Origin of the sequence: Mycolicibacter longobardus (assembly GCF_002102265.1) — a bacterium.
Lineage (GTDB): Bacteria > Actinomycetota > Actinomycetes > Mycobacteriales > Mycobacteriaceae > Mycobacterium > Mycobacterium longobardum.
In genome coordinates this window covers 78147-97867 of the sequence record NZ_LQPG01000055.1, presented here as the reverse complement: position 1 = coordinate 97867, position 19721 = coordinate 78147, and the positions used below count along the sequence as shown (strand labels likewise).

Annotated in this window: 22 protein-coding genes; 7 read left to right on the top strand and 15 right to left on the bottom strand. The window is 69.2% G+C overall.

Translation table 11 applies throughout. The features are described from left to right. Positions 1–13: 13 nt before the first annotated feature. From alkX to AWC16_RS21890, 4 genes are read right to left on the bottom strand one after another with little or no spacing between them, the layout of a single operon-like run. Positions 14–661: a TetR family transcriptional regulator AlkX gene (gene alkX / locus AWC16_RS21905; protein ID WP_085266873.1), complete on the bottom strand. Its 648-nt coding sequence runs from the start codon at positions 659–661 to the stop codon at positions 14–16. Between the two features lie 58 nt (positions 662–719). Further along, positions 720–902 carry a rubredoxin gene (locus AWC16_RS21900; RefSeq protein WP_085266816.1) on the bottom strand — a complete coding sequence of 61 codons (183 nt, stop codon included), beginning with the start codon at positions 900–902 and terminating at the stop codon, positions 720–722. Further along, positions 899–1072 carry a rubredoxin gene (locus tag AWC16_RS21895; RefSeq protein ID WP_085266815.1) on the bottom strand — a complete coding sequence of 58 codons (174 nt, stop codon included), beginning with the start codon at positions 1070–1072 and terminating at the stop codon, positions 899–901. Before AWC16_RS21895 ends, AWC16_RS21900 begins: the two co-directional genes overlap by 4 nt. Further along, positions 1072–2292, bottom strand: a complete 1221-nt coding sequence (locus AWC16_RS21890) for an alkane 1-monooxygenase (protein ID WP_085266872.1) — start codon at positions 2290–2292, stop codon at positions 1072–1074. Before AWC16_RS21890 ends, AWC16_RS21895 begins: the two co-directional genes overlap by 1 nt. Positions 2293–2458: 166 nt before the next feature. Here AWC16_RS21890 and AWC16_RS21885 point away from each other — a divergent pair, with 166 nt between their 5' ends. Genes AWC16_RS21885 through AWC16_RS21875 form a run of 3 tightly spaced genes read left to right on the top strand, consistent with a single transcriptional unit; the run spans position 2459 to position 5330 of the window. After that, positions 2459–3985, top strand: coding sequence for an adenylate/guanylate cyclase domain-containing protein (locus AWC16_RS21885; RefSeq protein ID WP_085266871.1), 1527 nt, complete (start codon positions 2459–2461; stop codon positions 3983–3985). A 32-nt stretch (positions 3986–4017) separates the two neighbouring features. Continuing rightward, complete coding sequence (locus AWC16_RS21880) at positions 4018–4938, top strand: alpha/beta fold hydrolase (protein ID WP_085266814.1); 921 nt, start codon at positions 4018–4020, stop codon at positions 4936–4938. After that, positions 4935–5330, top strand: a complete 396-nt coding sequence (locus AWC16_RS21875; protein ID WP_085266813.1) for a PaaI family thioesterase — start codon at positions 4935–4937, stop codon at positions 5328–5330. The genes AWC16_RS21880 and AWC16_RS21875 overlap by 4 nt, the downstream gene beginning before the upstream one ends. 18 nt (positions 5331–5348) lie before the next feature. Here AWC16_RS21875 and AWC16_RS21870 read toward each other — a convergent pair whose 3' ends face one another. The 7 genes from AWC16_RS21870 to AWC16_RS21840 form a co-directional block, all read right to left on the bottom strand. Further along, complete coding sequence (locus AWC16_RS21870; protein ID WP_085266812.1) at positions 5349–6077, bottom strand: YoaK family protein; 729 nt, start codon at positions 6075–6077, stop codon at positions 5349–5351. A 608-nt stretch (positions 6078–6685) separates the two neighbouring features. Continuing rightward, the gene (locus AWC16_RS21865; protein WP_085266811.1) at positions 6686–7768 is read right to left on the bottom strand and encodes a type I-U CRISPR-associated protein Cas7; all 1083 of its coding nucleotides are present in this window, start codon (positions 7766–7768) and stop codon (positions 6686–6688) included. 5 nt (positions 7769–7773) lie between these two features. Next, on the bottom strand, positions 7774–8715 hold the full coding sequence (locus tag AWC16_RS21860; RefSeq protein WP_085266810.1) for a cation diffusion facilitator family transporter: 942 nt from the start codon (positions 8713–8715) through the stop codon (positions 7774–7776). Beyond that, entirely contained in the window at positions 8716–10098 is a 1383-nt protein-coding gene (gene manA, locus AWC16_RS21855; RefSeq protein ID WP_085266809.1) for a mannose-6-phosphate isomerase, class I, read from the bottom strand. It lies immediately after the preceding gene. An 8-nt stretch (positions 10099–10106) separates the two neighbouring features. Then, positions 10107–11252 carry a TobH protein gene (locus tag AWC16_RS21850; RefSeq protein ID WP_234812383.1) on the bottom strand — a complete coding sequence of 382 codons (1146 nt, stop codon included), beginning with the start codon at positions 11250–11252 and terminating at the stop codon, positions 10107–10109. Then, complete coding sequence (locus AWC16_RS21845) at positions 11249–12658, bottom strand: phosphomannomutase/phosphoglucomutase (RefSeq protein ID WP_085266807.1); 1410 nt, start codon at positions 12656–12658, stop codon at positions 11249–11251. Before AWC16_RS21845 ends, AWC16_RS21850 begins: the two co-directional genes overlap by 4 nt. Positions 12659–12716: 58 nt before the next feature. Then, positions 12717–13157, bottom strand: coding sequence for a DUF3499 domain-containing protein (locus AWC16_RS21840; protein ID WP_085266870.1), 441 nt, complete (start codon positions 13155–13157; stop codon positions 12717–12719). Positions 13158–13247: 90 nt separating this feature from the next. Here AWC16_RS21840 and AWC16_RS21835 point away from each other — a divergent pair, with 90 nt between their 5' ends. Then, entirely contained in the window at positions 13248–13703 is a 456-nt protein-coding gene (locus AWC16_RS21835) for a metallopeptidase family protein (protein WP_085266806.1), read from the top strand. Between the two features lie 17 nt (positions 13704–13720). Here AWC16_RS21835 and AWC16_RS21830 read toward each other — a convergent pair whose 3' ends face one another. Then, entirely contained in the window at positions 13721–14047 is a 327-nt protein-coding gene (locus tag AWC16_RS21830) for a WhiB family transcriptional regulator (protein ID WP_234812386.1), read from the bottom strand. A 405-nt stretch (positions 14048–14452) separates the two neighbouring features. Between AWC16_RS21830 and cofD the strand changes: the two genes are divergently transcribed. The 3 genes from cofD to AWC16_RS21815 are packed head-to-tail and all read left to right on the top strand — an operon-like array spanning position 14453 to position 17312. Beyond that, positions 14453–15439 (top strand): 2-phospho-L-lactate transferase, encoded by a 987-nt coding sequence (gene cofD / locus AWC16_RS21825; RefSeq protein WP_085266805.1) that lies wholly within the window; start codon positions 14453–14455, stop codon positions 15437–15439. Beyond that, positions 15436–16776, top strand: a complete 1341-nt coding sequence (locus AWC16_RS21820) for a coenzyme F420-0:L-glutamate ligase (protein WP_085266804.1) — start codon at positions 15436–15438, stop codon at positions 16774–16776. The genes cofD and AWC16_RS21820 overlap by 4 nt, the downstream gene beginning before the upstream one ends. Beyond that, positions 16773–17312: an NUDIX hydrolase gene (locus AWC16_RS21815; protein WP_085266803.1), complete on the top strand. Its 540-nt coding sequence runs from the start codon at positions 16773–16775 to the stop codon at positions 17310–17312. Before AWC16_RS21820 ends, AWC16_RS21815 begins: the two co-directional genes overlap by 4 nt. A 3-nt stretch (positions 17313–17315) precedes the next feature. Here AWC16_RS21815 and AWC16_RS21810 read toward each other — a convergent pair whose 3' ends face one another. From AWC16_RS21810 to AWC16_RS21800, 3 genes are all read right to left on the bottom strand, one after another. Further along, positions 17316–17672 (bottom strand): hypothetical protein, encoded by a 357-nt coding sequence (locus AWC16_RS21810; protein ID WP_085266802.1) that lies wholly within the window; start codon positions 17670–17672, stop codon positions 17316–17318. An 89-nt stretch (positions 17673–17761) separates the two neighbouring features. After that, a complete protein-coding gene (manB, locus tag AWC16_RS21805; RefSeq protein WP_085266801.1) occupies positions 17762–18835 on the bottom strand; it encodes a mannose-1-phosphate guanylyltransferase in 1074 nt (357 codons plus the stop codon). Then, on the bottom strand, positions 18832–19719 hold the full coding sequence (locus AWC16_RS21800; RefSeq protein WP_085266800.1) for a glycosyltransferase family 2 protein: 888 nt from the start codon (positions 19717–19719) through the stop codon (positions 18832–18834). Before AWC16_RS21800 ends, manB begins: the two co-directional genes overlap by 4 nt. Between the last annotated feature and the right edge of the window lie 2 nt (positions 19720–19721).

The following is a 19721-nucleotide window of genomic DNA, read 5'->3' as shown; positions in this document are numbered from 1 at the left end:
CGGCTCGAGCGGGTCAATCGGTCTCGATCACACCGTAGGTCTCGACCGCGGGCGTGAACAGTCGAGCCAGGTCAGCGGCCACATCGTGGTCGGCTTCCGGGGGCATCGAGACATAGCTCATGGCCAGCCGCACGACAGCCCGGGCCAGGATTCCGGCGTCTTCCTCGCTGACCTTGACCCAGGTGTGCATGAATGCCGACGTGAGCCGCTGCGAGCAGCGGGTGATGATCGGGCCGCTGTCGGTGGTGATGATCTGCAGCAGATCCGGCTTGGCGACACCGGTCAGCAGCGAGATCACCAGCGGGTCGGCGGCCGACTCGGTGAAGAAGGACCGGAACCCCTCCAGGAGCGCGGTGTGGACATCGCCGACATTGCCGTAGATGGCGCCCTCGACGGCGTCGACGAGCCGGTCGGCCAGCCTGATCGCGTAACCCTGCGCCAAGCCCTGACGGGAGCCGAATTCGTTGTAGATGGTCTGCCGGCTGACCCCGGCCGCCTCCGCCACCGCGGCCAGCGTGATCGACGACCAGTCCCGGCTGGTAAGCAGTTCCCGCATCGCGTCGAGCACCGAGTCGCGCAGCAGCGCCCGGGATGCCTCGGCGTAGGGAATGCGTCTCACCACCGCGAGATTAGCGGGCATCACCCCGACGCTCGGTGTCATCGCCTCATCCTCCTCGCCGCTACGCTGCCCGGCACTCTGGTCTGCGTCGTCGCCGCCGTCACGCCCGGGCAACTTCCACCATCTCGAAGTCGGCTTTCGCCGCTCCGCAGTCCGGGCAGCTCCAGTCCTCGGGGATGTCGGCCCACCGGGTGCCGGGCTCGATGCCGTCCTCCGGCCAGCCCGCAGCCTCGTCGTACTCGAAGCCACACTGCAGGCAGCGGAACAGTTTGTAGTCGCTCATGTGGTCACCTCCACCAGTTCGAAATCCAGCTTTTCGCGCACCGCACAGTCCGGGCAGCACCAGTCATCGGGAACCTGCTGCCACGGTGTGCCGGCCGGAAATCCCTCACGGGGCGCGCCGACCGCCTCGTCGTAGACGTAGTCGCAGCCCGGGCAGCGATAGCTCGCCATCACGCCGCCGCCGGTTCGGCCGAGCCGTAGCGAGCCAGGATCTTCGCTCGCCGGCGCGGATCGATGTTGGCCCGGGTGATGTCGCCGCCGTAGTGCGCCAGCACCCGACGGTCCATCAGCCTGCGCCACAGCGGCGGAAAGTAGGTCAGCCCGATCAGCGACGCGTACCCGCTGGGCAGGTTCGGCGCCCCGGCCATGCTGCGCAATGTCTGGTAGCGCCGGGTGGGGTTGGCGTGGTGGTCGCTGTGCCGCTGCAGGTGATAGAGGAACAGGTTTGTCACCAGGTGGTCGGAGTTCCAGCTGTGTTCGGGCGTGCAGCGCTCGTAGCGGCCGTTCTCCCGGGTCTGGCGCAGCAGGCCGTAGTGCTCGATGTAGTTCACCGACTCCAGCAGGGAGAAGCCGTAGACGGCCTGGATGACGGCGAACGGGATGAGCGCCGGGCCGAACACCGCGATCAGCACGCCCCACAGCACCACCGACATCAGCCATGCGTTGAGCACGTCGTTGGACAGCCGCCAGGGCCCCTTATCCAACCGGCGCAACCGCGCCGCCTCGAGCTGCCAGGCCGAGCGCACACCACCGAAGACGCTGCGCGGCAGGAATTCCCAGAAGGTCTCGCCGAACCGGCCCGACGCCGGGTCTTCAGGGGTGGCCACCCGCACGTGGTGGCCGCGGTTGTGCTCGATGTAGAAGTGCCCGTAACAGACCTGCGCCAGCGTGATCTTGGACAGCCAGCGCTCCAGCTGGTCCTTCTTGTGCCCCAGCTCATGCGCGGTGTTGATGCCGACGCCACCCAGAGTGCCCACCGACAGTGCCAGCCCGAGTTTGCCGAACCAGCCCAGCGACCCCTCGACCCCCAGCCAGCTCAGATCGGTGGCGGTGAACAGGTAGGCGCCCAGCACGAGGCTGGCGTACTGGCACGGAATGTATGCGTAGGTGCAGTAGCGGTAGTACCGGTCGTTCTCCAACTGCGCCATCAACTCGTCGGGCGGGTTCTGTCCGTCGGCACCGAACCGCAGGTCCAGGGCCGGCAGCAGGACGTAGACCAGGATCGGCCCGATCCAGAACGGCACCTGCGCGGCCACCTGCCAGCCGAACCGGTTCATCGCCCAGATGAACGGCAGCATGGTGAACATCACCGTCGGGGCGATCAGGCCCATCAGCCACAGGTATCGCTTCTTGTCCCGCCACACCTCAGGTTCCGCCGTCTGGGTGCTCATCCACCCCTCCTTGTGAGTTCCGCCACTGTTGTAGGTGGACATTACAACTTGGTTCGTCCGTTGTCTAGACATTCTACGGTGATTTGTACACGGAGTTGGCGCACCGCATCTCCCCCGATCCGTATAACTTGGGAGCACAACGCACTCAGGGATGGGCACGACCGCGATGACGACGGCAGATCCGGGAGCGGGCTCGCGCCCACGTACCCCCGTCCGGCTCAGCGACTATGCGGCCGGTCTGGCGTTCGCCCATCTGCTCACCAGCCTCGAAGCGATCGCGGTGGTGGTGTCGCTCAACGGTGAAACCCGGGCCGGCGCCCACAATCTGCTGCGATCACCGAACATGGTCCTGGTCGCAGCGCTGGTGACGCTGGGAACCCTGGCCATCGTCGTCGCGGGAACCGCCAGCATCGCACCATCGGTGCGCTGGTACAGCGCCGGACGCCAGCCCGATCCCGGACAACAACACGCGGCAATCGACATCCTGCGCCGCCAGACGATGATCGTGCTCGGCACCTGGCTGATCGGCGGGGCCATCGGGGTGGCCGCGATCCGCGCGCACGACATCGGACTGATCGTGCTGCTGAGCATCGTCATCGTGTTCGGCGGAACCGCGGCGGCGAGCACCAGCATGCTGTTCACCCAACGCACCTTTCGGCCGATCGTGGCCGCCGCCTGGCAGGGATCCGACGTCCGCGCGACCGCCCCCGGGGTGCTGGCCCGGCTGGTGTCCATGTGGTTCGTCACCAGCGCGCTACCATCGGCGGCCATCGTGGCGCTGATCGTCTGCCGGCGGAAGGGATGGATCATCGACACGACCGCATCGGTGGAGATCCCGGTGCTGGTGCTCTGTCTGGTCGCGGTACTGCTCGGGGTCCGCGCCATGATCCTGGTGGCCCGCTCGATCTCCGATCCGGTCGGCGAGGTGGTCAACGCGATGGCCCGGATCGAGCACGGCGAGATGAACACCTCGGTCGGCGTCTACGAACAGTCCGAGATCGGCCGGCTGCAAACCGGATTCAATCGCATGGTGGCCGGCCTCGCCGAACGCGACCGGCTACAGGATCTGTTCGGGCGGCATGTCGGCTCGGATGTGGCCCGGCTCGCGGTGAAACAGGACCTCGCGCTCGCCGGCGCCGTGCAGGATGCGGCGATCCTGTTCATCGACCTGGTGGGTTCGACGGCGCTGGCGGCCACCCATCCGCCGGACAAGGTCGCCGCGGTCCTCAACGATTTCTTTCGCATAGTGGTGGACGCCGTCGACGCACAGCACGGCTCGATCAACAAATTTCAGGGCGACGCGGCGTTGGCGGTATTCGGCGCGCCGGTCCCGTCGGACGGGGCGGCCGCGGCCGCGCTGGCCACCGCCCGCACCCTGATCACCCGGCTTCGCCGGCTGCCGCTGGTGGACTTCGGGATCGGCGTCTCGGCGGGCCCGGTGTTCGCCGGAAACATCGGCAGTGAGAACCGCTACGAGTACACCGTGGTCGGCGACGCCGTCAACGAGGCCGCACGGCTGGCAGACCGCGCCAAGGCCGTCGATGCCCGCGTGCTGTGTTCGTCGACCGCACTGGAACGGGCCGACGACGACGAGCGGGCGCACTGGGTGCGGCACGGCTCGGCGGTGTTGCGGGGCCGTGCGCAGCCCACCGAGATGTTCACTCCGACCACCAAGCCGACTACCGGGGCGTGACCGTGCTCCGGGGCGCATGCCAGACTCCGAGGATGGCTTACGAGATCGCTCGTCCCCAGATGGAGGGGAATATCGCCGTCGGCGAGAACCGTCAGCTCGGCTTCGCAGAGTTCGGTGCTCCGCAAGGACGGGCGATGTTCTGGCTGCACGGCACCCCCGGCGCCCGCCGGCAGATCCCGGTCGAGGCACGGCTTTATGCCACCGAGGCCGACATCCGCCTGATCGGGGTGGATCGACCCGGCATCGGCTCCTCGACTCCCCATCAGTACGAGACCGTCTCCCAGTTCGCCGACGACCTGCGCACGGTCGCCGACACGCTCGGGATCGACAAGATGGCGGTCATCGGATTGTCCGGCGGTGGCCCGTACACCCTGGCGTGTGCGGCGGCGATGCCCGAACGGGTGGTGGCCGCGGGAATCCTGGGCGGTGTCGCCCCGGCGGTGGGCCCCGAAGCCATCGACAGCGGCCTGATGACGCTGGCCCGGCTCGCCGAACCGGTGCTGGACCGGGCCGGACGGCCGATCAGCCTGCTGGCTGCCGGCCTGATCCGGATGATCCGGCCGGTGGCCTCACCGGCGCTGGAGATCTACGCTCGGCTCTCCCCCGAGGGCGACCGGCGGCTGCTGTCCCGCCCGGAGTTCAAGGCGATGTTCCTCGACGACCTGCTCAACGGTTCGCGCAAGCAGCTCGCCGCCCCCATCGCCGACGCCGTGCTGTTCGCCCGCCCCTGGGGATTCCGCCTCGACGACGTGAAGGTTCCGGTGCACTGGTGGCACGGCGACGCCGACCACATCGTCCCGTTCTCCCACGGTGAACACGCGGTGTCGCTGCTTCCCGATGCCCGGCTCTACCCGATACCCGGGGAGAGCCACCTGGCCGGGCTGGGCCGCGCCGAGGAGATTCTGCACACCTTGGCGCAGGCCTGGGACCAGGCGGACAGTCCGGCGCAGTGACCGCACCCCAATCGATCAGGGAGTTGTTCGCGCAGCTCGGTCTGCAAGAGGTGCCCTCCGCGGAGGGCACCCTGGCCATGGAGATGCCGGTCGACGAGCGGGTGGTCAATACCGCCGGCGGATTGCAGGGCGGGTTGATCGCCACCATGGCCGACGTGGCGGCCGGTCAACTGGCCGCGCGCAGCACCCAGTTCGGCAACGGCATCGCCACCACGGATCTGTTCATCCGCTACCTGCGGCCGATCACGGTCGGCCCCGCCCGGGCGGTCGCCGCCATCCTGCGCACCGGGCGGCGCTCGGTGGTGGCCCAGGTCGACATCTATCGCGGCAACGACGACCAGCTCGCCGCCACCGCCACGGTCAACTTCGCCGCGATCGACCCACCCGGCTGACAGCGACGCGGGCCTTCATCAGATCTTCCTGCCCTGGACCGCGGGGGCGTCACCAAGCTGTTCGCCGGCGGAATTCAGCAGGGCACGACGATCTGCATGGCGATAGGTGTATCCGGTCATCAGTACGCATACGGCGGCGGCGATCGCCAGCATCGCCGTTTCGGTGACCGCCAGGCTGAGGCACCCGCCGACGGCGACTCCGAAGGAGAAGCTGGCCAACAGCATGAAGTGCCCGAACCAGTCCGCGACGGCGCCGCCGCTGATGTGGCGTTCGATACCCTGCGCCATCTTGACCACGGTCCCGGTCACGTAACTCAGCGGGATCGACACCTCCCCGTCTTTGACAAACGATGTGTTGAGCGCACCGAGACCGAACGCGATAAGCAGGATCGGCGCGATCGGGAGTTCCTTGTCCGACCAGCCATCCACGGTGATGTCGACCGCGGACGCAGAAATCAGAGCAAGCGTCGTCAGCACCGTCGGGCCGTGCGGATGGTCCACGCACACGTACCTGCGGCACAGCGATGCGATCACCACTCCGGCGATGAATGTCAGCAGGATCATTCCCGCGGTGATCGATATCCAGCGCTGATCTCGAAAGGATCCCAGCACGGCGAGCTGACCCGTTCCGGTCATCGAGGTCACGAAGTACTCGGTGGAATGGGTGAACGCCGTCGCGCCCAACAACCCGGCTAGCGCGCTGAGCAGCCATGACAACCGCGCCGTACGGCCGAACGTGCTTTCCATCAGCCCACTCCGAGCTTGTTGCAGTCGTGCACGGCAGATTCTGCGCCGGCGCCCCGGCCAATGGTCGTCATCCCAAGCCTCCTGTGGGTGTTGATCTCGCTGGAGCGCCATCGCTCAAGCACGGCGGATTCATCCGGGATCGCACACCCGGGCCTGGCTTCTTCCCGCGGACAGCAGCTGCGACCGGCGAGTCACGGACAGCGCTCACTACCGGGCCCCGCGCCGGCACCGGAATAGGTTCTGGCGGAGTCGATCTCCGGCAGTAGCGCCCCGAAGTCCATTTCTCGACACACCTGACTGGGTGCGGTCACACTGTCGGTTCGGGTGACCGCACGAGGGTGGCGGCAGCCGGCAACCGGGTCACGTCAGCGGCCGCACACGGGCTCCACCCATCTTGAGAGCCACGCGATGACGACCACCGATGGTGGATGGTCGGTTGTGATACGACCATCCACCTGAGTTCAAGTTTTGTGCGCCGACGCGGTCGGCCGCTATCGGGCCCAACCCCCAATATCGGGTGCGCTGGATGCGTAGTGGCGAGGCGAAAAGCCCTCAGTTCCGCGATCCGGGCAGCAGGTCCACACGAATGCCCGCGCCGTACAACCGCGTCAGCGCGCGCCCGCGCGCCGGCTCTCGATGAAGTGCGGCAGCCGGAACCGCCGCGGCGCATGCGCGACCGGCGTGGTCTGAGGCACTCCCCCGTTCTGGGCGGCGGCGTAGGCGGCGGAGTTACCGGTGACGTGCAGCACCTGGCCGCGCCAGGTGATGTCCGCCTCCCGGTAGGCCTCGACCAGCGCCCGCTCCAGCAGGTGGTCGGCCTCGTCGATCGACAGCGCGGCCAGCTCGACGAATTGCCCATCACGGGCATCGAGTTTGAGCGTGGTCGGCCCGGTCTCCACCAGGTCGCAGTTGGCCCGAATGCTCAGTTCGGCGTTGGAGCGCACCAGCCCGGCCAGCGCATAGGCAGCCAACAGCGCGCGTCCCGCCTCGTCCCCAGCCTGGCCGCAGTCGAACCGCAGTTGCCGCAGGGCGGCGAAGCTGAGCACCTGGGTGCGAATGATCCGGCGGCAGCAGACACCGGTGTCTACTCCCACACGGGAATCCGTCGGCCCGCCGTCGACGAGCACACCGATGATCTCGCCGGACAGCACGCCGCGAAAGCGACTCTGCCCGGTGCCGAGAGCGGCGTCGATGGCACCGAAAACCAGACTGCCGGGGCTCAATTCCAGCAATGCGCGGGCATTCTCGGGTGTGCTCTCCCGAGCCGCCCGATAGGCCGGGTGGGCGATCGCCGGCTGCCCGTCGATGGCTCCGGTGAGAAAGTGACCGTCGAAAATCCGTTGCGGCAGTTCAAGATCGGTGTAGATCAGCCGGCCACCCTCGTAGGAGACCTCCATGCGCGGGACCCGGCTCAACACCGGGTGCTGGTCGCGGATGCCCTGCAGGATCGCGGCTTCCACGCGCTGGACCTGGCTCTGGTTGTCGTCGATGAGCACGGTCGCCGTCGGTTCCCCGTCGATCAGCCGGGTCTCGTGGGCCCCAGAAAACCCTGCGCCGCGCCCAGAGCGGGGAGCCGGGCTGATCGCGGCGTGCGGTCCCCCGGCGGGCGCCAGTTCCGTGGACACGCTCAGCGTGCTGGCACCGCCTGCCTGGCAGGCAGCGATGAGCTGGGGAAAGGAAAGTTTGGACAAAGCGATCAACCTTTCTGCTCCACGGAGTGTGGCACAGGTGTCCGGTCCAGGTCCGGTTCGAGATAGATGATCCGTGCGGTGGGTACGGCCGCGCGGATGTTGGCTTCGGCGGCGTCGATGGTGGCCGCGACACCGGCCAGGTCAAGCCGCGGAGCCACGGCGATCTTGGCCCCCACCAGCATTTCTTCGGGACCCAGGTACTGGGTGCGGATGTGGATCAGCCGGGTGACGTTGGCGGTCTGTTCCAGCGCCGCGCGGATGGCCCGATCCTCGGCGACGGTCGCCCCCTCGCCGATCAGCAGGCTGTGCATCTCGACCATCAGGAACACTGCGACCACCCCCAGCAGGACACCGATGCCGAGAGTGCCCACACCGTCCCAGACCGGGTTGTCGGTCAGCACGGTCAGGCCGACCCCGAGCAGCGCGAGCACCAGGCCGATCAGCGCAGCGGTGTCTTCCAGCAGGACGACGGGAAGCTCGGGGGTGCGTGAGTTGCGAACGAACCGCAGCCAGCTGGCGTCGCCTTTCAGGGGGCGCGACTCGACCACCGCGGTGCGAAAGCTGTAGGTCTCCAAACCGATCGCCACCACCAGGATGACGACCGCCACCATCGGGGAATTCAGCTCGACCGGGTGGTGGACCTTCTCATAGCCTTCGTACAGTGCGAACACCGAGCCCATGCTGAACAGCACCAACGCCACCACGAACGACCAGAAGTAGCGACTGCGCCCGTGCCCGAAGGGATGCAGCGCGTCGGGCGCCTTGGTTGCGGCGCGCTGGCCGAACAGCAGCAGGGCCTGGTTGGAGGTGTCGGCCACCGAGTGCACCGCTTCGGCGAGCATGGCGGCACTGCCGGTGATCAGGTATCCGGTGAATTTCGCCGCCGCGATGCCGGCGTTGGCGGTCAGGGCCGCGACGATCGCCTTGGTACTACCCGACGTCGACACTCACAGGCCTATCGTCGCCCGGCACAGCGCGGCCGGCTTTTGGGCGAGCAGCCGGATCGGCCCGTCGTCGCAGGGCACCCAGGCCGACTCACCGCGGTGCAGCGTCAACGTTTTGGACTTGGCGTGCACCGTGACCGAACCCTCCGTGCAGACCAGGATCTGCGGGCCGTCGTGACGTGCCGGAGCGTCCACCTCATGACCGAGGTAGCTGCCGTCCAGGGTCAGGCGCGACACCGCGAACTCCTCGGCGGGGGTCTGATAGACCACCTCCGGTCCATCGGTGTAGGTCGCCGGCCGCAGCGCCTCCTCGGTGGTGGGGGTGAAGTCCAGCACCCGCAGCAACTCGGGTACGTCGACGTGCTTGGGCGTGAGTCCGCCGCGGAGCACGTTGTCGGAGTTGGCCATCACCTCCAGGCCGAACCCGTGCAGGTAGGTGTGCAGATTGCCGGCCGGCAAGAAGATCGCCTCGCCCGGCGCCAGGCTGATTCGGTTGAGCAACAACGCGGCGAGCACCCCGGCGTCGCCCGGATAACGCTCTCCGAGCTCCAGCACCGTTTTGGCCTCCGCGGAGAACTCGCCGGGTCCATGCGGCGGTCCCAGCTTCGCCTCTCCTCCGTCGAGCCTCGCTGAACCGCCGTGCTTATGCGGCTGTCCCAGCTTCGCCTCTCCTCCGTCGAGCCTCGCTGAACCGCCGGCGTCGGAACTGAGGTATTGGATGGCCCCCTCCAGCACCGCGGGCACCAGAACGTCGAGATCAGGCTGGGGCGCGGTGATCCAGGTGGTGAACAGTGCCCGCAGGCCGTCGGCATCGGACATGTCAGGGTCGGACCGGGCGTCGGATCGCTCGCTGTCGGACTGGCCACCGAGCAGATCGATGAACGGGTCCAGGTCGGATACCGCCAGCGCCCGAAGCAGCTCGATGGTGCGCGCCACGGGCCGGAACCCGGCCAGGGCCTCGAAGGGCTGCAACGCCACCAGCAGTTCGGGTTTGTGACTGGTGTCGCGATAGTTGCGGATCGGAGAGGAGACCGGAACCCCGAGCCGTTCCTCGCGTTCGTAGCCCTCGATGGCCTGCATGGCACTCGGGTGGGCCTGCAGGGACAGCGGCTCGTCGGCGGCCAGCACCTTGACCAGAAACGGCAGCCGGTCACCGAAGCGAGCGTGGGCCACCGGGCCCAGCTGGCCCTCCGGATCCTCGGTCAGCACGTCCAGCAGTGACACCTCGCCCGCGGCGGTCTCCAGACAGGCCGGGTCGCCGGGGTGCGCGCCCAGCCACAACTCGGCCTCCGGGTGCGCCGCCGGCACCGGCCGCCCGGTGAACTCGGCGATCGCGGTCCTCGACCCCCAGGCGTAGGTCCGTATCGCGCCGCGTAGTGGTTCCACTGTTTCCGTCAACCCCGCAAAAGTCGCACATAGGCGGCGGCCATCTCCAACCGCACGGCCAACACCGCAAGCTGCTGTTCGACCGGGCCCGGAACGGTCGGAGACGGTCCCTCCGCCCGCCCCGCGATGTCCTCCGGCGTCCCCGACGCCACCGGTACGTCCCCGGCGCCCACCAGGTCGATATCGCCGAGTCCGCTGATGCGGGCCGCCACCACCGTCCGCTCGGCGGCCAGTGTCAGGGCCAGTACCCGCAGGCGGTCACCGGCCGGTCCGTCGATCTGCTCGTCATGAAAGATATCGGCGACGTCGCGACCCGCGGCGGACCGGGCCCGCAGCGCGCTCACCGCGTCGGCGAGCCCGGTCGCGGCCACCGTGTTTCGCCCGATCCGCAGCATCGCCGCCGACCCGTGCCGGGCCAGGGCCAGCGTCGCCGCGCAGTCACCGGCCAGCGCCACGTCGCGGCCGACGATCCGGTCCGCCAGCATCTTCGCCGGGTTGGTGAAAAGCTCACGCCCGGCACTGTTGCGCAGCGCCTCGGCGTCCAGCTCGTCGGCCAACGCACCCAGGTCGGTCGGCGCCCCGCCTTCCAGGGCGTCCAGCACGGCCAGCCCGGCGGCCAGGTAGCGCGGCAGGCCGAACTCCGCCGGGACGGGAATCCGCGGCTCCAGCACCGCGACACGGCCGGCGGTGGCGTCGCGCAGCGGGCCCTCGTAGGGGGCGACCACCACCACCCGGGCACCGCGCCGCACCCCGGCGGCGGCCGCGGCGACCAGCGCCGGATCCCCCGGGTCGTCGCCCGCGACGACCAGCACATCCAGCGACCCGATCCAGCTCGGGACCTCGGCGGCCAGTACCAGCGGCTCACGGACCGAATCGCCGCGGGCGGCCGCCAGCAGGCTCCCGGCCGTCGCCGCCGTGCCGCGGGTCGAAAGCCAGATCAACGTCCGCGGCGGATAGTCCCGGCTGTCGCTGCGCAGGGCGTCCAGGGCGCCCTCGTCGACCGCGGCGGCCGTGGCGCGCACCTGCGCACCGGCCATCGACGCGGCCCGCAGCGCCCCGTCGTGGTCGGCGGCCAGCAGGCCCTCGGCGTCGTCGAGGTCGACCCTCAAGGGGCTGGCGGGAGTCGAGGGGTGAGCCCCGGAAAAAGCCGTCACGGTTTCTCCGCGGCGGCGACGGCTTGGTCCTGTCGGGCGATCTGCTCGCCGACCCGGGCCACCACCGCATCCACCGCGGCGGCGTCGGGCGCCTCCACGTTTAGCCGCAGCAGCGGTTCGGTGTTGGAGCTGCGCAGGTTGAACCAGCTGCCCGCACCCAGGTCGACGGTCACCCCGTCGAGATGGTCGACGGACACCTGCTCGCCGAACGAGGAGACCACCGCGTCCACGCAGGCCTGCGCGTCGGTGACGGTGTAGTTGATCTCCCCGGACGCCGCGTACCGCTGGTAGTCGGCAGTCAGCTCCGACAGCGACCGCTGCTGTTCGCCGAGGGCGGCCAGCACGTGCAGGGCGGCCAGCATGCCCGAGTCGGCGCCCCAGAAGTCCCGGAAGTAGTAGTGCGCGGAGTGTTCCCCACCGAAGATGGCCCCGGTTTCGGCCATCAGCCCCTTGATGAAGGAGTGCCCGACCCGGGACCGCAGCGGGGTACCGCCGAGCTCGGTCACCAGCTCCGGCACCGCCCGCGAGGTGATCAGGTTGTGGATCACCGTCGCGCCGGGCTCGCGGGCCAGCTCGCGAGCGGCCACCAGACCGGTCACCGCCGACGGGGACACCGGCTCGCCGCGCTCGTCGACCACGAAGCACCGGTCGGCGTCGCCGTCGAAGGCCAGCCCGATATCGGCGCCGCTGTCGCGCACGAACGCCTGCAGGTCGGTGAGGTTGGCCGGGTCCAGCGGGTTGGCCTCGTGATTGGGGAAGTTGCCGTCCAGCTCGAAATACAGCGGCAGCAGCGTGATCGCGCCGACAGTGCCGAACACCGCCGGCGCGGTGTGACCGGCCATCCCGTTGCCGGCGTCGACGGCCACCCGCAGCGGGCGCACGGCGGAGATGTCGACCAGGGAGTGCAGGAATGCCGCGTAGTCGGCCAGCACGTCGCGATCGGTGACCCGGCCGCGCGATCCGTTCCCGCCGGCGCCGGGGTCGACGCCGGCGATCAGTTCGTCGCGGATCCGGCCCAGGCCGGTGTCGGCGCCCACCGGCTTGGCGCCGGCCCGGCAGAGTTTGATGCCGTTGTAGGCGGCCGGGTTGTGGCTGGCCGTGAACATCGCACCCGGGCAGTCCAGCGCGCCGGAGGCGAAATAGAGCTGGTCGGTCGACGCCAGCCCGATCCGGACCACATCGAGGCCGCGAGCAACGACACCCTCGGCGAACGCCGCCGACAGCGTGGGCGAACTGTCCCGCATGTCGTGGCCGATCACCACCTGCCGGGCGCCTTCCTCGGTCATCAGCCGAGCAAAGGACGACCCGACCTCAGCGACCAGGGATTCATCGATCTCCGAACCGACCAGGCCACGTACGTCGTACGCCTTGATCACACGGTGGACAGCCGCAGCGGGCCGAGACATGGACAGGGCTCCTGACGAAGTGGACTCTTGCCGCTCAAGCGTAGCCCGGAACCCGCGATCAGTCCGACGGGTCGGGCAACACACGCAGGTGACCACGGCGCCGACCGTTGGTCTTGCCGGGTGGGCCGGGTGGCGCCAGCACGCCACCGCCGGGCGCGGCAGTGGGCGCGCCCCGAGTCGCGGAATCGGCCGCGCCCGCCTGCGGATACCAGCCGTTGGCCGGGGCCGCCCGCTTGGCCTCACCCTCGCGAACCGCCTCGGCAAGCGCGATCAGGTCGTCCTCCTCCGGGGACACCCACGGGCCCGGGTGACGGACCAGTTCCCAGCCGCGCGGGGCGGTGATCCGTCCCGCGTGGCTGAAGCACAGGTCCCAGGAATGCGGCTCGGCAGTGGTGGCCAGCGGGCCGACCACGGCGGTGGAGTCCGAGTAGACGAACGTCAGCGTCGCCACCGCATAGTGCGGACACCCTGGCCTGCAGCAGCGGCGGGGAACGTTCACGCGGTCGAGGCTATCGTGGCCGCGCGCCGCGGTGGCGGCGGACACGCGCAATGGACGAGCACCCTATGCGCAACCGTTACCATCGTCTGCGTGATCGCCTCGCGACGCCGTCGGCGCGGCCGCGAAACCCGCGGACCGCTGCTACCGCCGACCGTGCCGGGCTGGCGTACCCGCGCGGAACGGTTCGACATGGCCGTGCTGGAGGCCTACGAGCCCATCGAACAGCGCTGGAAGCAACGGTTGTCGGCACTTGACGTGGCAGTCGACGAGATCCCGCGGATCGCCGCCAAAGACCCGGACAGCGTGCAGTGGCCGCCGGAAGTGGTCGCGGACGGGCCGATTCCGCTGGCCCGCTTGATTCCCGCCGGGGTGGATGTCCGGGGAAACCCCACTCGGGCACGAATCCTGTTGTTCCGCAAGCCGATCGAGCAACGCGCAAACGACAGCGTCGAACTCGAAGACTTATTGCACGAGATTCTGGTGGCTCAGATTGCCACCTACTTAGACGTCGAACCCACCGTCATCGACCCGACGATCGAGGATTGACCCCGAGCGCGCTCAGATCAGATGATGCCGCGCTTGAGGCGCCGGCGCTCCCGCTCGGACAGCCCACCCCAGATGCCGAAGCGCTCGTCATGCGCCAAGGCGTATTCCAGGCACTCGCTACGCACCGAGCACCGCTGGCAGATCTTCTTGGCCTCCCGAGTGGAACCACCCTTCTCCGGGAAGAAGGCCTCGGGGTCGGTCTGCGAGCACAGCGCACGGTCCTGCCATTGCTCATTGGTGGCCGTCGCAGGGTCGAACGAGTCGAACTCGTCGTAGTCCTCGGGCTGGGGAACCAGACTCAGATGCGGCCGGCTGGGCACCGGCCCGATCCCCGACGTGGTCATTTCGGCACTGGCGTGCGGTGTCCCCCCCATTACGCCCCAAAGGTGCTCATAGGACATGCTCCGCCTCCTCACCTGGTAGCGCGATCCTGATATGTCGCCCGCATATTGTGATGTAGTCCATCCCAATTCGAACATGTGATCGAATCTCGGTCTGCGACACCGGAATCGGCTGGCCAACCGGGAAATGACACTGATGTGATTAGACACGGGTTGACCAGCCCGGTCAAGCCGAATGGCCAAATTCCTTACCATCCCGTGACCGATTTCCGACGTGTCCGAGACCGGCGAGTCCCTGTCGTTTAGGCCACACCGGCTTTTCGGCGTGTCTTGCAGGGGCCCGTAACGCCCCGTCGTGGGCGGTCCGCCGCACCGACTATATCGCCGCCAACGGTACTGTCGTGCGCTGTGAAGGTCACGGTTCTCGTCGGTGGGGTCGGCGGCGCCCGGTTCCTGCTCGGCGTCCAGAAACTGCTGGGCCTGGGCCAGTTCGCCGGTGATGACGACGTGACCGCGCACGAGCTGACCGCGGTCGTCAACGTCGGCGACGACGCCTGGATGCACGGAGTGCGCATCTGCCCGGACCTGGACACCTGCATGTACACCCTGGGCGGCGGCGTGGACCCAGAGCGGGGCTGGGGTCACCGCGACGAAACCTGGCACGCCATGGAGGAGTTGGCCCGCTACGGCATGCAGCCGGACTGGTTCGGCCTCGGCGACCGGGACCTGGCCACCCACCTGGTGCGGACCCAGGCGCTGCGGGCCGGTTATCCGCTGTCGGAGGTGACCGCGGCGCTCTGTGAACGCTGGCAGCCGGGTGCCACGCTGCTGCCGGTCACCAACGACAGCTGCGAAACCCACGTTGTCATCACCGATCCGGCCGACGACACCCAGCGCGCGATCCACTTCCAGGAGTGGTGGGTGCGCTACCGCGCCGAGGTCCCCACCCACGGCTTCGGTTTCGTCGGCACCGACAAGGCCGCCGCGACACCGGAAGCCCTCGATGCCATCGCCGGCGCCGACATCGTGCTGCTGGCCCCGTCCAATCCGGTGGTGAGCATCGGCGCCATCCTCGCCGTCCCCGGCGTCCGGGCGGCACTGCGATCCACCCCCGCACCGATCGTCGGCTACTCCCCGATCGTCGCCGGAAAACCGTTGCGCGGCATGGCCGATACCTGCTTGAGCGTGATCGGCCTGGAATCCACCGCGCAGGCCGTCGGCGAACACTACGGTGCGCGAAGCGGCACGGGGATCTTGGACTACTGGCTGGTGCACGAGGGCGAGCACATCGAGATCAGCGGGGTGCAGGTACATTCCGCACCGCTGCTGATGACCGATCCGGCGGCCACCGCCGAAATGGTGCGTACCGGGCTGGATCTCGCGGGCGTGCGATGACTGAACACGGCAGTGCCGCCAAGGTCGAGATCCTGCCGGTCACCGGCCTGGGCGAGTTTCGGCCCGGTGATGATCTGGCCGCCGAGCTGGCGAAGGCCGCGCCGTGGCTGGCCGACGGCGACATCGTGGTGGTCACCAGCAAAGTGGTGTCCAAGTGCGAAGGCCGAATCGTGCCCGCACCGCACGACCCGGAGGCGCGTGATGCGTTGCGCCGCCAGTTGGTCGAGGCCGAGGCGGTCCGGGTGCTGGCCCGCAAGGGCCGCACCTGGATCACCGAGAATCGGATCGGCCTGGTGCAGGCCGCCGCCGGTGTGGACGGCTCCAACGTGGGCTCCGACGAGCTCGCGCTGCTGCCGGTCGACCCCGACGGCAGCGCCGCGGCGTTACGCGCCGGGCTGGCCGAGCGACTGGGCGTCAGCGTGGCGGTGCTGATCACCGACACCATGGGCCGCGCCTGGCGCAACGGTCAGATCGATGTCGCAATAGGCGCGTCCGGGCTGACCGTCCTCACCGGCTATGCCGGTGCCGTCGACCGGCACGGCAACGAGTTGGTCGTCACCGAGGTGGCCGTCGCCGACGAACTCGCCGCGGCCGCCGACCTGGTCAAGGGCAAGCTGACCGACGTTCCGGTGGCAGTGGTGCGCGGAGTTTCCAGCCCCGACAACGGTTCCACGGCGGCCGCGCTGGTGCGCTCCGGCCCCGACGACCTGTTCTGGCTGGGCACCGCCGAGGCCATGGAGACCGGACGCCGCCAGGCCCAGCTGCTGCGCCGCTCGGTGCGCACCTTCGCGCACGAACCCGTGCCGGCGCAACTGGTCACCGATGCCATGGCCGAGGCCCTGACCGCCCCCGCACCGCACCACACTCGTCCGGTGCGGTTCGTGTGGCTGCAGACCCCGGCCGTACGCACCCGGCTGCTGGATGCGATGGCCGACCAGTGGCGGGCCGACCTGACCGCCGACGGCAAGTCCCCGGAGGCCGTCGAGGCCCGGGTGTCGCGCGGCCGGATCCTCTACGACGCACCCGAAGTCGTCATCCCGTTCATGGTGCCCGACGGCGCCCACCACTACCCCGACGCGGACCGCACCGCCGCCGAGCACACCATGTTCACCGTGGCGGTCGGCGCCGCGGTCCAAGGGCTGCTGGTGGCACTGGCGGTGCGCGGCGTAGGCAGCTGCTGGATCGGCTCCACCATCTTCACGCCGGAGTTGGTACGCACCCAGTTGGATCTCCCGGCCGACTGGGAACCGTTGGGCGCCATCGCGATCGGCTATCCGACCGAACCGCCCGAACCCCGCCCGCTCGCTGCGGTCGATGATCTGCTGGTGCGCCGGTGAGCACCCATGACTCCGCCGTCGCGGCGCTGAAGGCCTGGGCGGCACCGGATTCCGCGCAGGACACCCTGCGACACGCGGTGCTGGCGTTCCTGGATGCCCGCCCCGATGCCTGCCGGCGCGAGTGCGTGCCCGGCCACATCACCGCCTCGGCGCTGGTGCTCGACCACACCGGTGAACACGCGCTGCTCACGCTGCACCCGCGAGTCGGCCGCTGGGTACAGCTCGGTGGGCACTGCGAGGACTCCGACGCCGACATCGTCGCCGCCGCGCTGCGGGAGGCCACCGAGGAATCCGGTATCAGCGATCTGCGGCTCGATCCGCGGTTGGCGGCCGTGCACGTGCATCCGGTGACGTGCTCCCTGGGGGTGCCGACCCGGCACCTGGATCTGCAGTTCGTCGCGCACGCCCCGGCCGGAGCGCAGATCGGGATCAGCGACGAATCGCTTGCCCTGCGCTGGTGGCCGGTGGATGCGCTGCCGCCGGACGCCGACGACGCGCTGGCGCATCTGGTGGCACAGGCAGTCGCGACCCGGTGATCCTCACTGAGGATCGGATACCCGCGTCCAGGGCTGACAGTTCCGCGACTCGAAGGCCTTCACCGTCGCGGGAATGCTCGCATACGTCGGACCGATAGACGTGTTCGCCTGCACCGCCCGGTCCGGGACCGCATCGGGTGTGCTGTAGGTGAACCACGAACACATCGATTCCTGAGTCGGCACACCGTGGATCCACACGCGGAAGGGCGATCCCGGCCCGCCGGTGTGGTACAGACCCGGTTGGATATCGGTCCCGACCTGAAAGACGCCGTCTCCGGGAATCGGGTCCAGCGGATCTGCGCCGGCCGGCGTAGCCATGGCGACTGCTGCGAAGCACGCCACGAAGGCCCTCGAGTACATGGCTATGACTATCCACCGTTGACACTGCGCGTGTGGCGGAAAAGTTCGAGAAGAGTGCGCCCTGAGCGCCGAGTCAGCGGAAAACCGGCTCACACGTCGCTGGAGTACCGGATCCCGCAGTCGGGGATGGACACCCCCGGCCACACCCGGGCCCCCCGCAACAGCTCACAGCGCGCGCCGATGTCGGCGCCGTCGCCGATCACCCCGTCGCGGATCAGCGCCCGCGGACCGATCCGGGCGCCGAACCCGATGATCGAGCGTTCGATCACGCTGCCCGCCTCGACTTTCACGCCGTCGAAGATCACCGCACCGTCCAGCCGGGCACCCGGACCGATCTCGGCTCCCCGGCCCACCACCGTGCCGCCGATCAGCACCGTCCCCGGCGCCACCGAGGCGCCGTCGTGCACCAGCGACTCGCCGCGCCGGCCGCCCAGCGCCGGCGACGGCGCGATGCCGCGCACCAGGTCCGCCGAGCCGCGTACGAAGTCCTCCGGGGTGCCCATGTCACGCCAGTAGCTGGTGTCGACGTAGCCGCAGACCTTGACGCCGTCGGCCAGCAGCGCCGGGAACACCTCGCGCTCCACCGAGACCGGGCGTCCGCGCGGGATGCGGTCGATGACCGCTCGGGACAGCACGTAGCAACCGGCGTTGATCTGGTCGGTCGGAGGGTCCTCGGTCTTCTCCAGGAACGCCGTGACCCTGCCGTCGTCGGTGGGCACGCAGCCGAACGCGCGGGGGTCGCCGACCCGCACCAGATGCAGGGTCGCCTCGGCGGCCTGCTCGCGGTGGTAACGGTGCAACTCGGTCAGGTCCGCCCCGGACAGCACATCACCGTTGAACACCATCGCGGTGTCGTGGCGCAGCTTGGGCACGACGTTGGCGATACCCCCGCCGGTGCCCAGCGGCTCCTCCTCGGTCATGTAGTCGATCTGCAGGCCCAGCTCGGACCCGTCGCCGAACTCCTGGGAGAACACCTCCGGTTTGTAGGACGTGCTGAGGATGACGTGTTCGATGCCGGCCGCGGCGATCCGCGAGAGCAGGTGGGTGAGGAAAGGCAGACCCGCGGTCGGCAGCATCGGCTTGGGCGCCGACAGCGTCAGCGGCCGCAGCCGGGTCCCCTTGCCGCCGACCAGCACCACCGCATCGACTTGGCTGAGTGTCACGGGCGTCCCTTCGTCAGTTTGCGGCGACTGTTGCGCACCACCAGGTGCGAACGCACCGCCAGCGCCCCCCGCATGCTCCAGCGCAGCGGCGCCCGCCACCATCCGGGGTGCCGGTCGGCCAGATAGGTGTAGGTGCTGCGGTGATGCGCGGCCAGGTTACGGGCCGGGTCCTTGCCGGTGGCGTGACCCTTCTGGTGCAACACCTCCGCCGACGGCACGTAGACGTTGAGCCAGCCGGCCTTGGCCAGCCGGTCCCCCAGGTCGACATCCTCCATGTAGAGGAAGTAGCGGTCATCGAAGCCGCCGACCGCGTCGAACGCGGCGCGGCGCACCAGCAGGCAGGCACCCGAGAGCCAGCCCACCGGGCGCTCGCTGGGTTCCAGCCGTTCTTGGCGGTAGGCCCGAGTCCAGGGGTTGTTCGGCCACAGCGGGCCGACGACGGCGTGCATGCCGCCGCGGATCAGGCTGGGCAGGTGGCGCGCCGACGGATAGACCGAGCCGTCGGGCTCCCGGATCAGCGGGCCCAGCGTCGCCGCGCGCGGCCACCGGGCGGCCGCGTCCAACAGGGCCTCGATGCTGCCCGGGCCCCACTGCACGTCGGGGTTGGCCACGATCAGGAATTCACCGCGCTCGCCGCCCTCGGCGTCGAGCAGAGCCACCGCGGCATTGACCGCGCCGCCGTAGCCCAGGTTGGACCCCGTGTGCAGCAACTGCACGTTGGCATAGCGCTGCACGGCCTCCTCCGGCGCGCCATCGGTGGATCCGTTGTCGGCCATCACCACCCGAACCGGGCGGTCGGTCGCCAGCGACAGCGACGCCAGGAAGCGGTCCAGATGCCAACCCGGCGAATAGGTCACCGTCACCACCGGCAAGGCCTCACTCACGG

What these genes read in the sequence shown, in the direction of transcription:
- alkX (WP_085266873.1), bottom strand. Translation starts at nt 661, where the DNA reads ATGACACCGAGCGTCGGGGTGATGCCCGCTAATCTCGCGGTGGTGAGA.
- AWC16_RS21900 (WP_085266816.1), bottom strand. Translation starts at nt 902, where the DNA reads ATGAGCGACTACAAACTGTTCCGCTGCCTGCAGTGTGGCTTCGAGTAC.
- AWC16_RS21895 (WP_085266815.1), bottom strand. Translation starts at nt 1,072, where the DNA reads ATGGCGAGCTATCGCTGCCCGGGCTGCGACTACGTCTACGACGAGGCG.
- AWC16_RS21890 (WP_085266872.1), bottom strand. Translation starts at nt 2,292, where the DNA reads ATGAGCACCCAGACGGCGGAACCTGAGGTGTGGCGGGACAAGAAGCGA.
- AWC16_RS21885 (WP_085266871.1), top strand. Translation starts at nt 2,459, where the DNA reads ATGACGACGGCAGATCCGGGAGCGGGCTCGCGCCCACGTACCCCCGTC.
- AWC16_RS21880 (WP_085266814.1), top strand. Translation starts at nt 4,018, where the DNA reads ATGGCTTACGAGATCGCTCGTCCCCAGATGGAGGGGAATATCGCCGTC.
- AWC16_RS21870 (WP_085266812.1), bottom strand. Translation starts at nt 6,077, where the DNA reads ATGGAAAGCACGTTCGGCCGTACGGCGCGGTTGTCATGGCTGCTCAGC.
- AWC16_RS21845 (WP_085266807.1), bottom strand. Translation starts at nt 12,658, where the DNA reads ATGTCTCGGCCCGCTGCGGCTGTCCACCGTGTGATCAAGGCGTACGAC.
- AWC16_RS21830 (WP_234812386.1), bottom strand. Translation starts at nt 14,047, where the DNA reads ATGACCACGTCGGGGATCGGGCCGGTGCCCAGCCGGCCGCATCTGAGT.
- AWC16_RS21820 (WP_085266804.1), top strand. Translation starts at nt 15,436, where the DNA reads ATGACTGAACACGGCAGTGCCGCCAAGGTCGAGATCCTGCCGGTCACC.
- AWC16_RS21810 (WP_085266802.1), bottom strand. Translation starts at nt 17,672, where the DNA reads ATGTACTCGAGGGCCTTCGTGGCGTGCTTCGCAGCAGTCGCCATGGCT.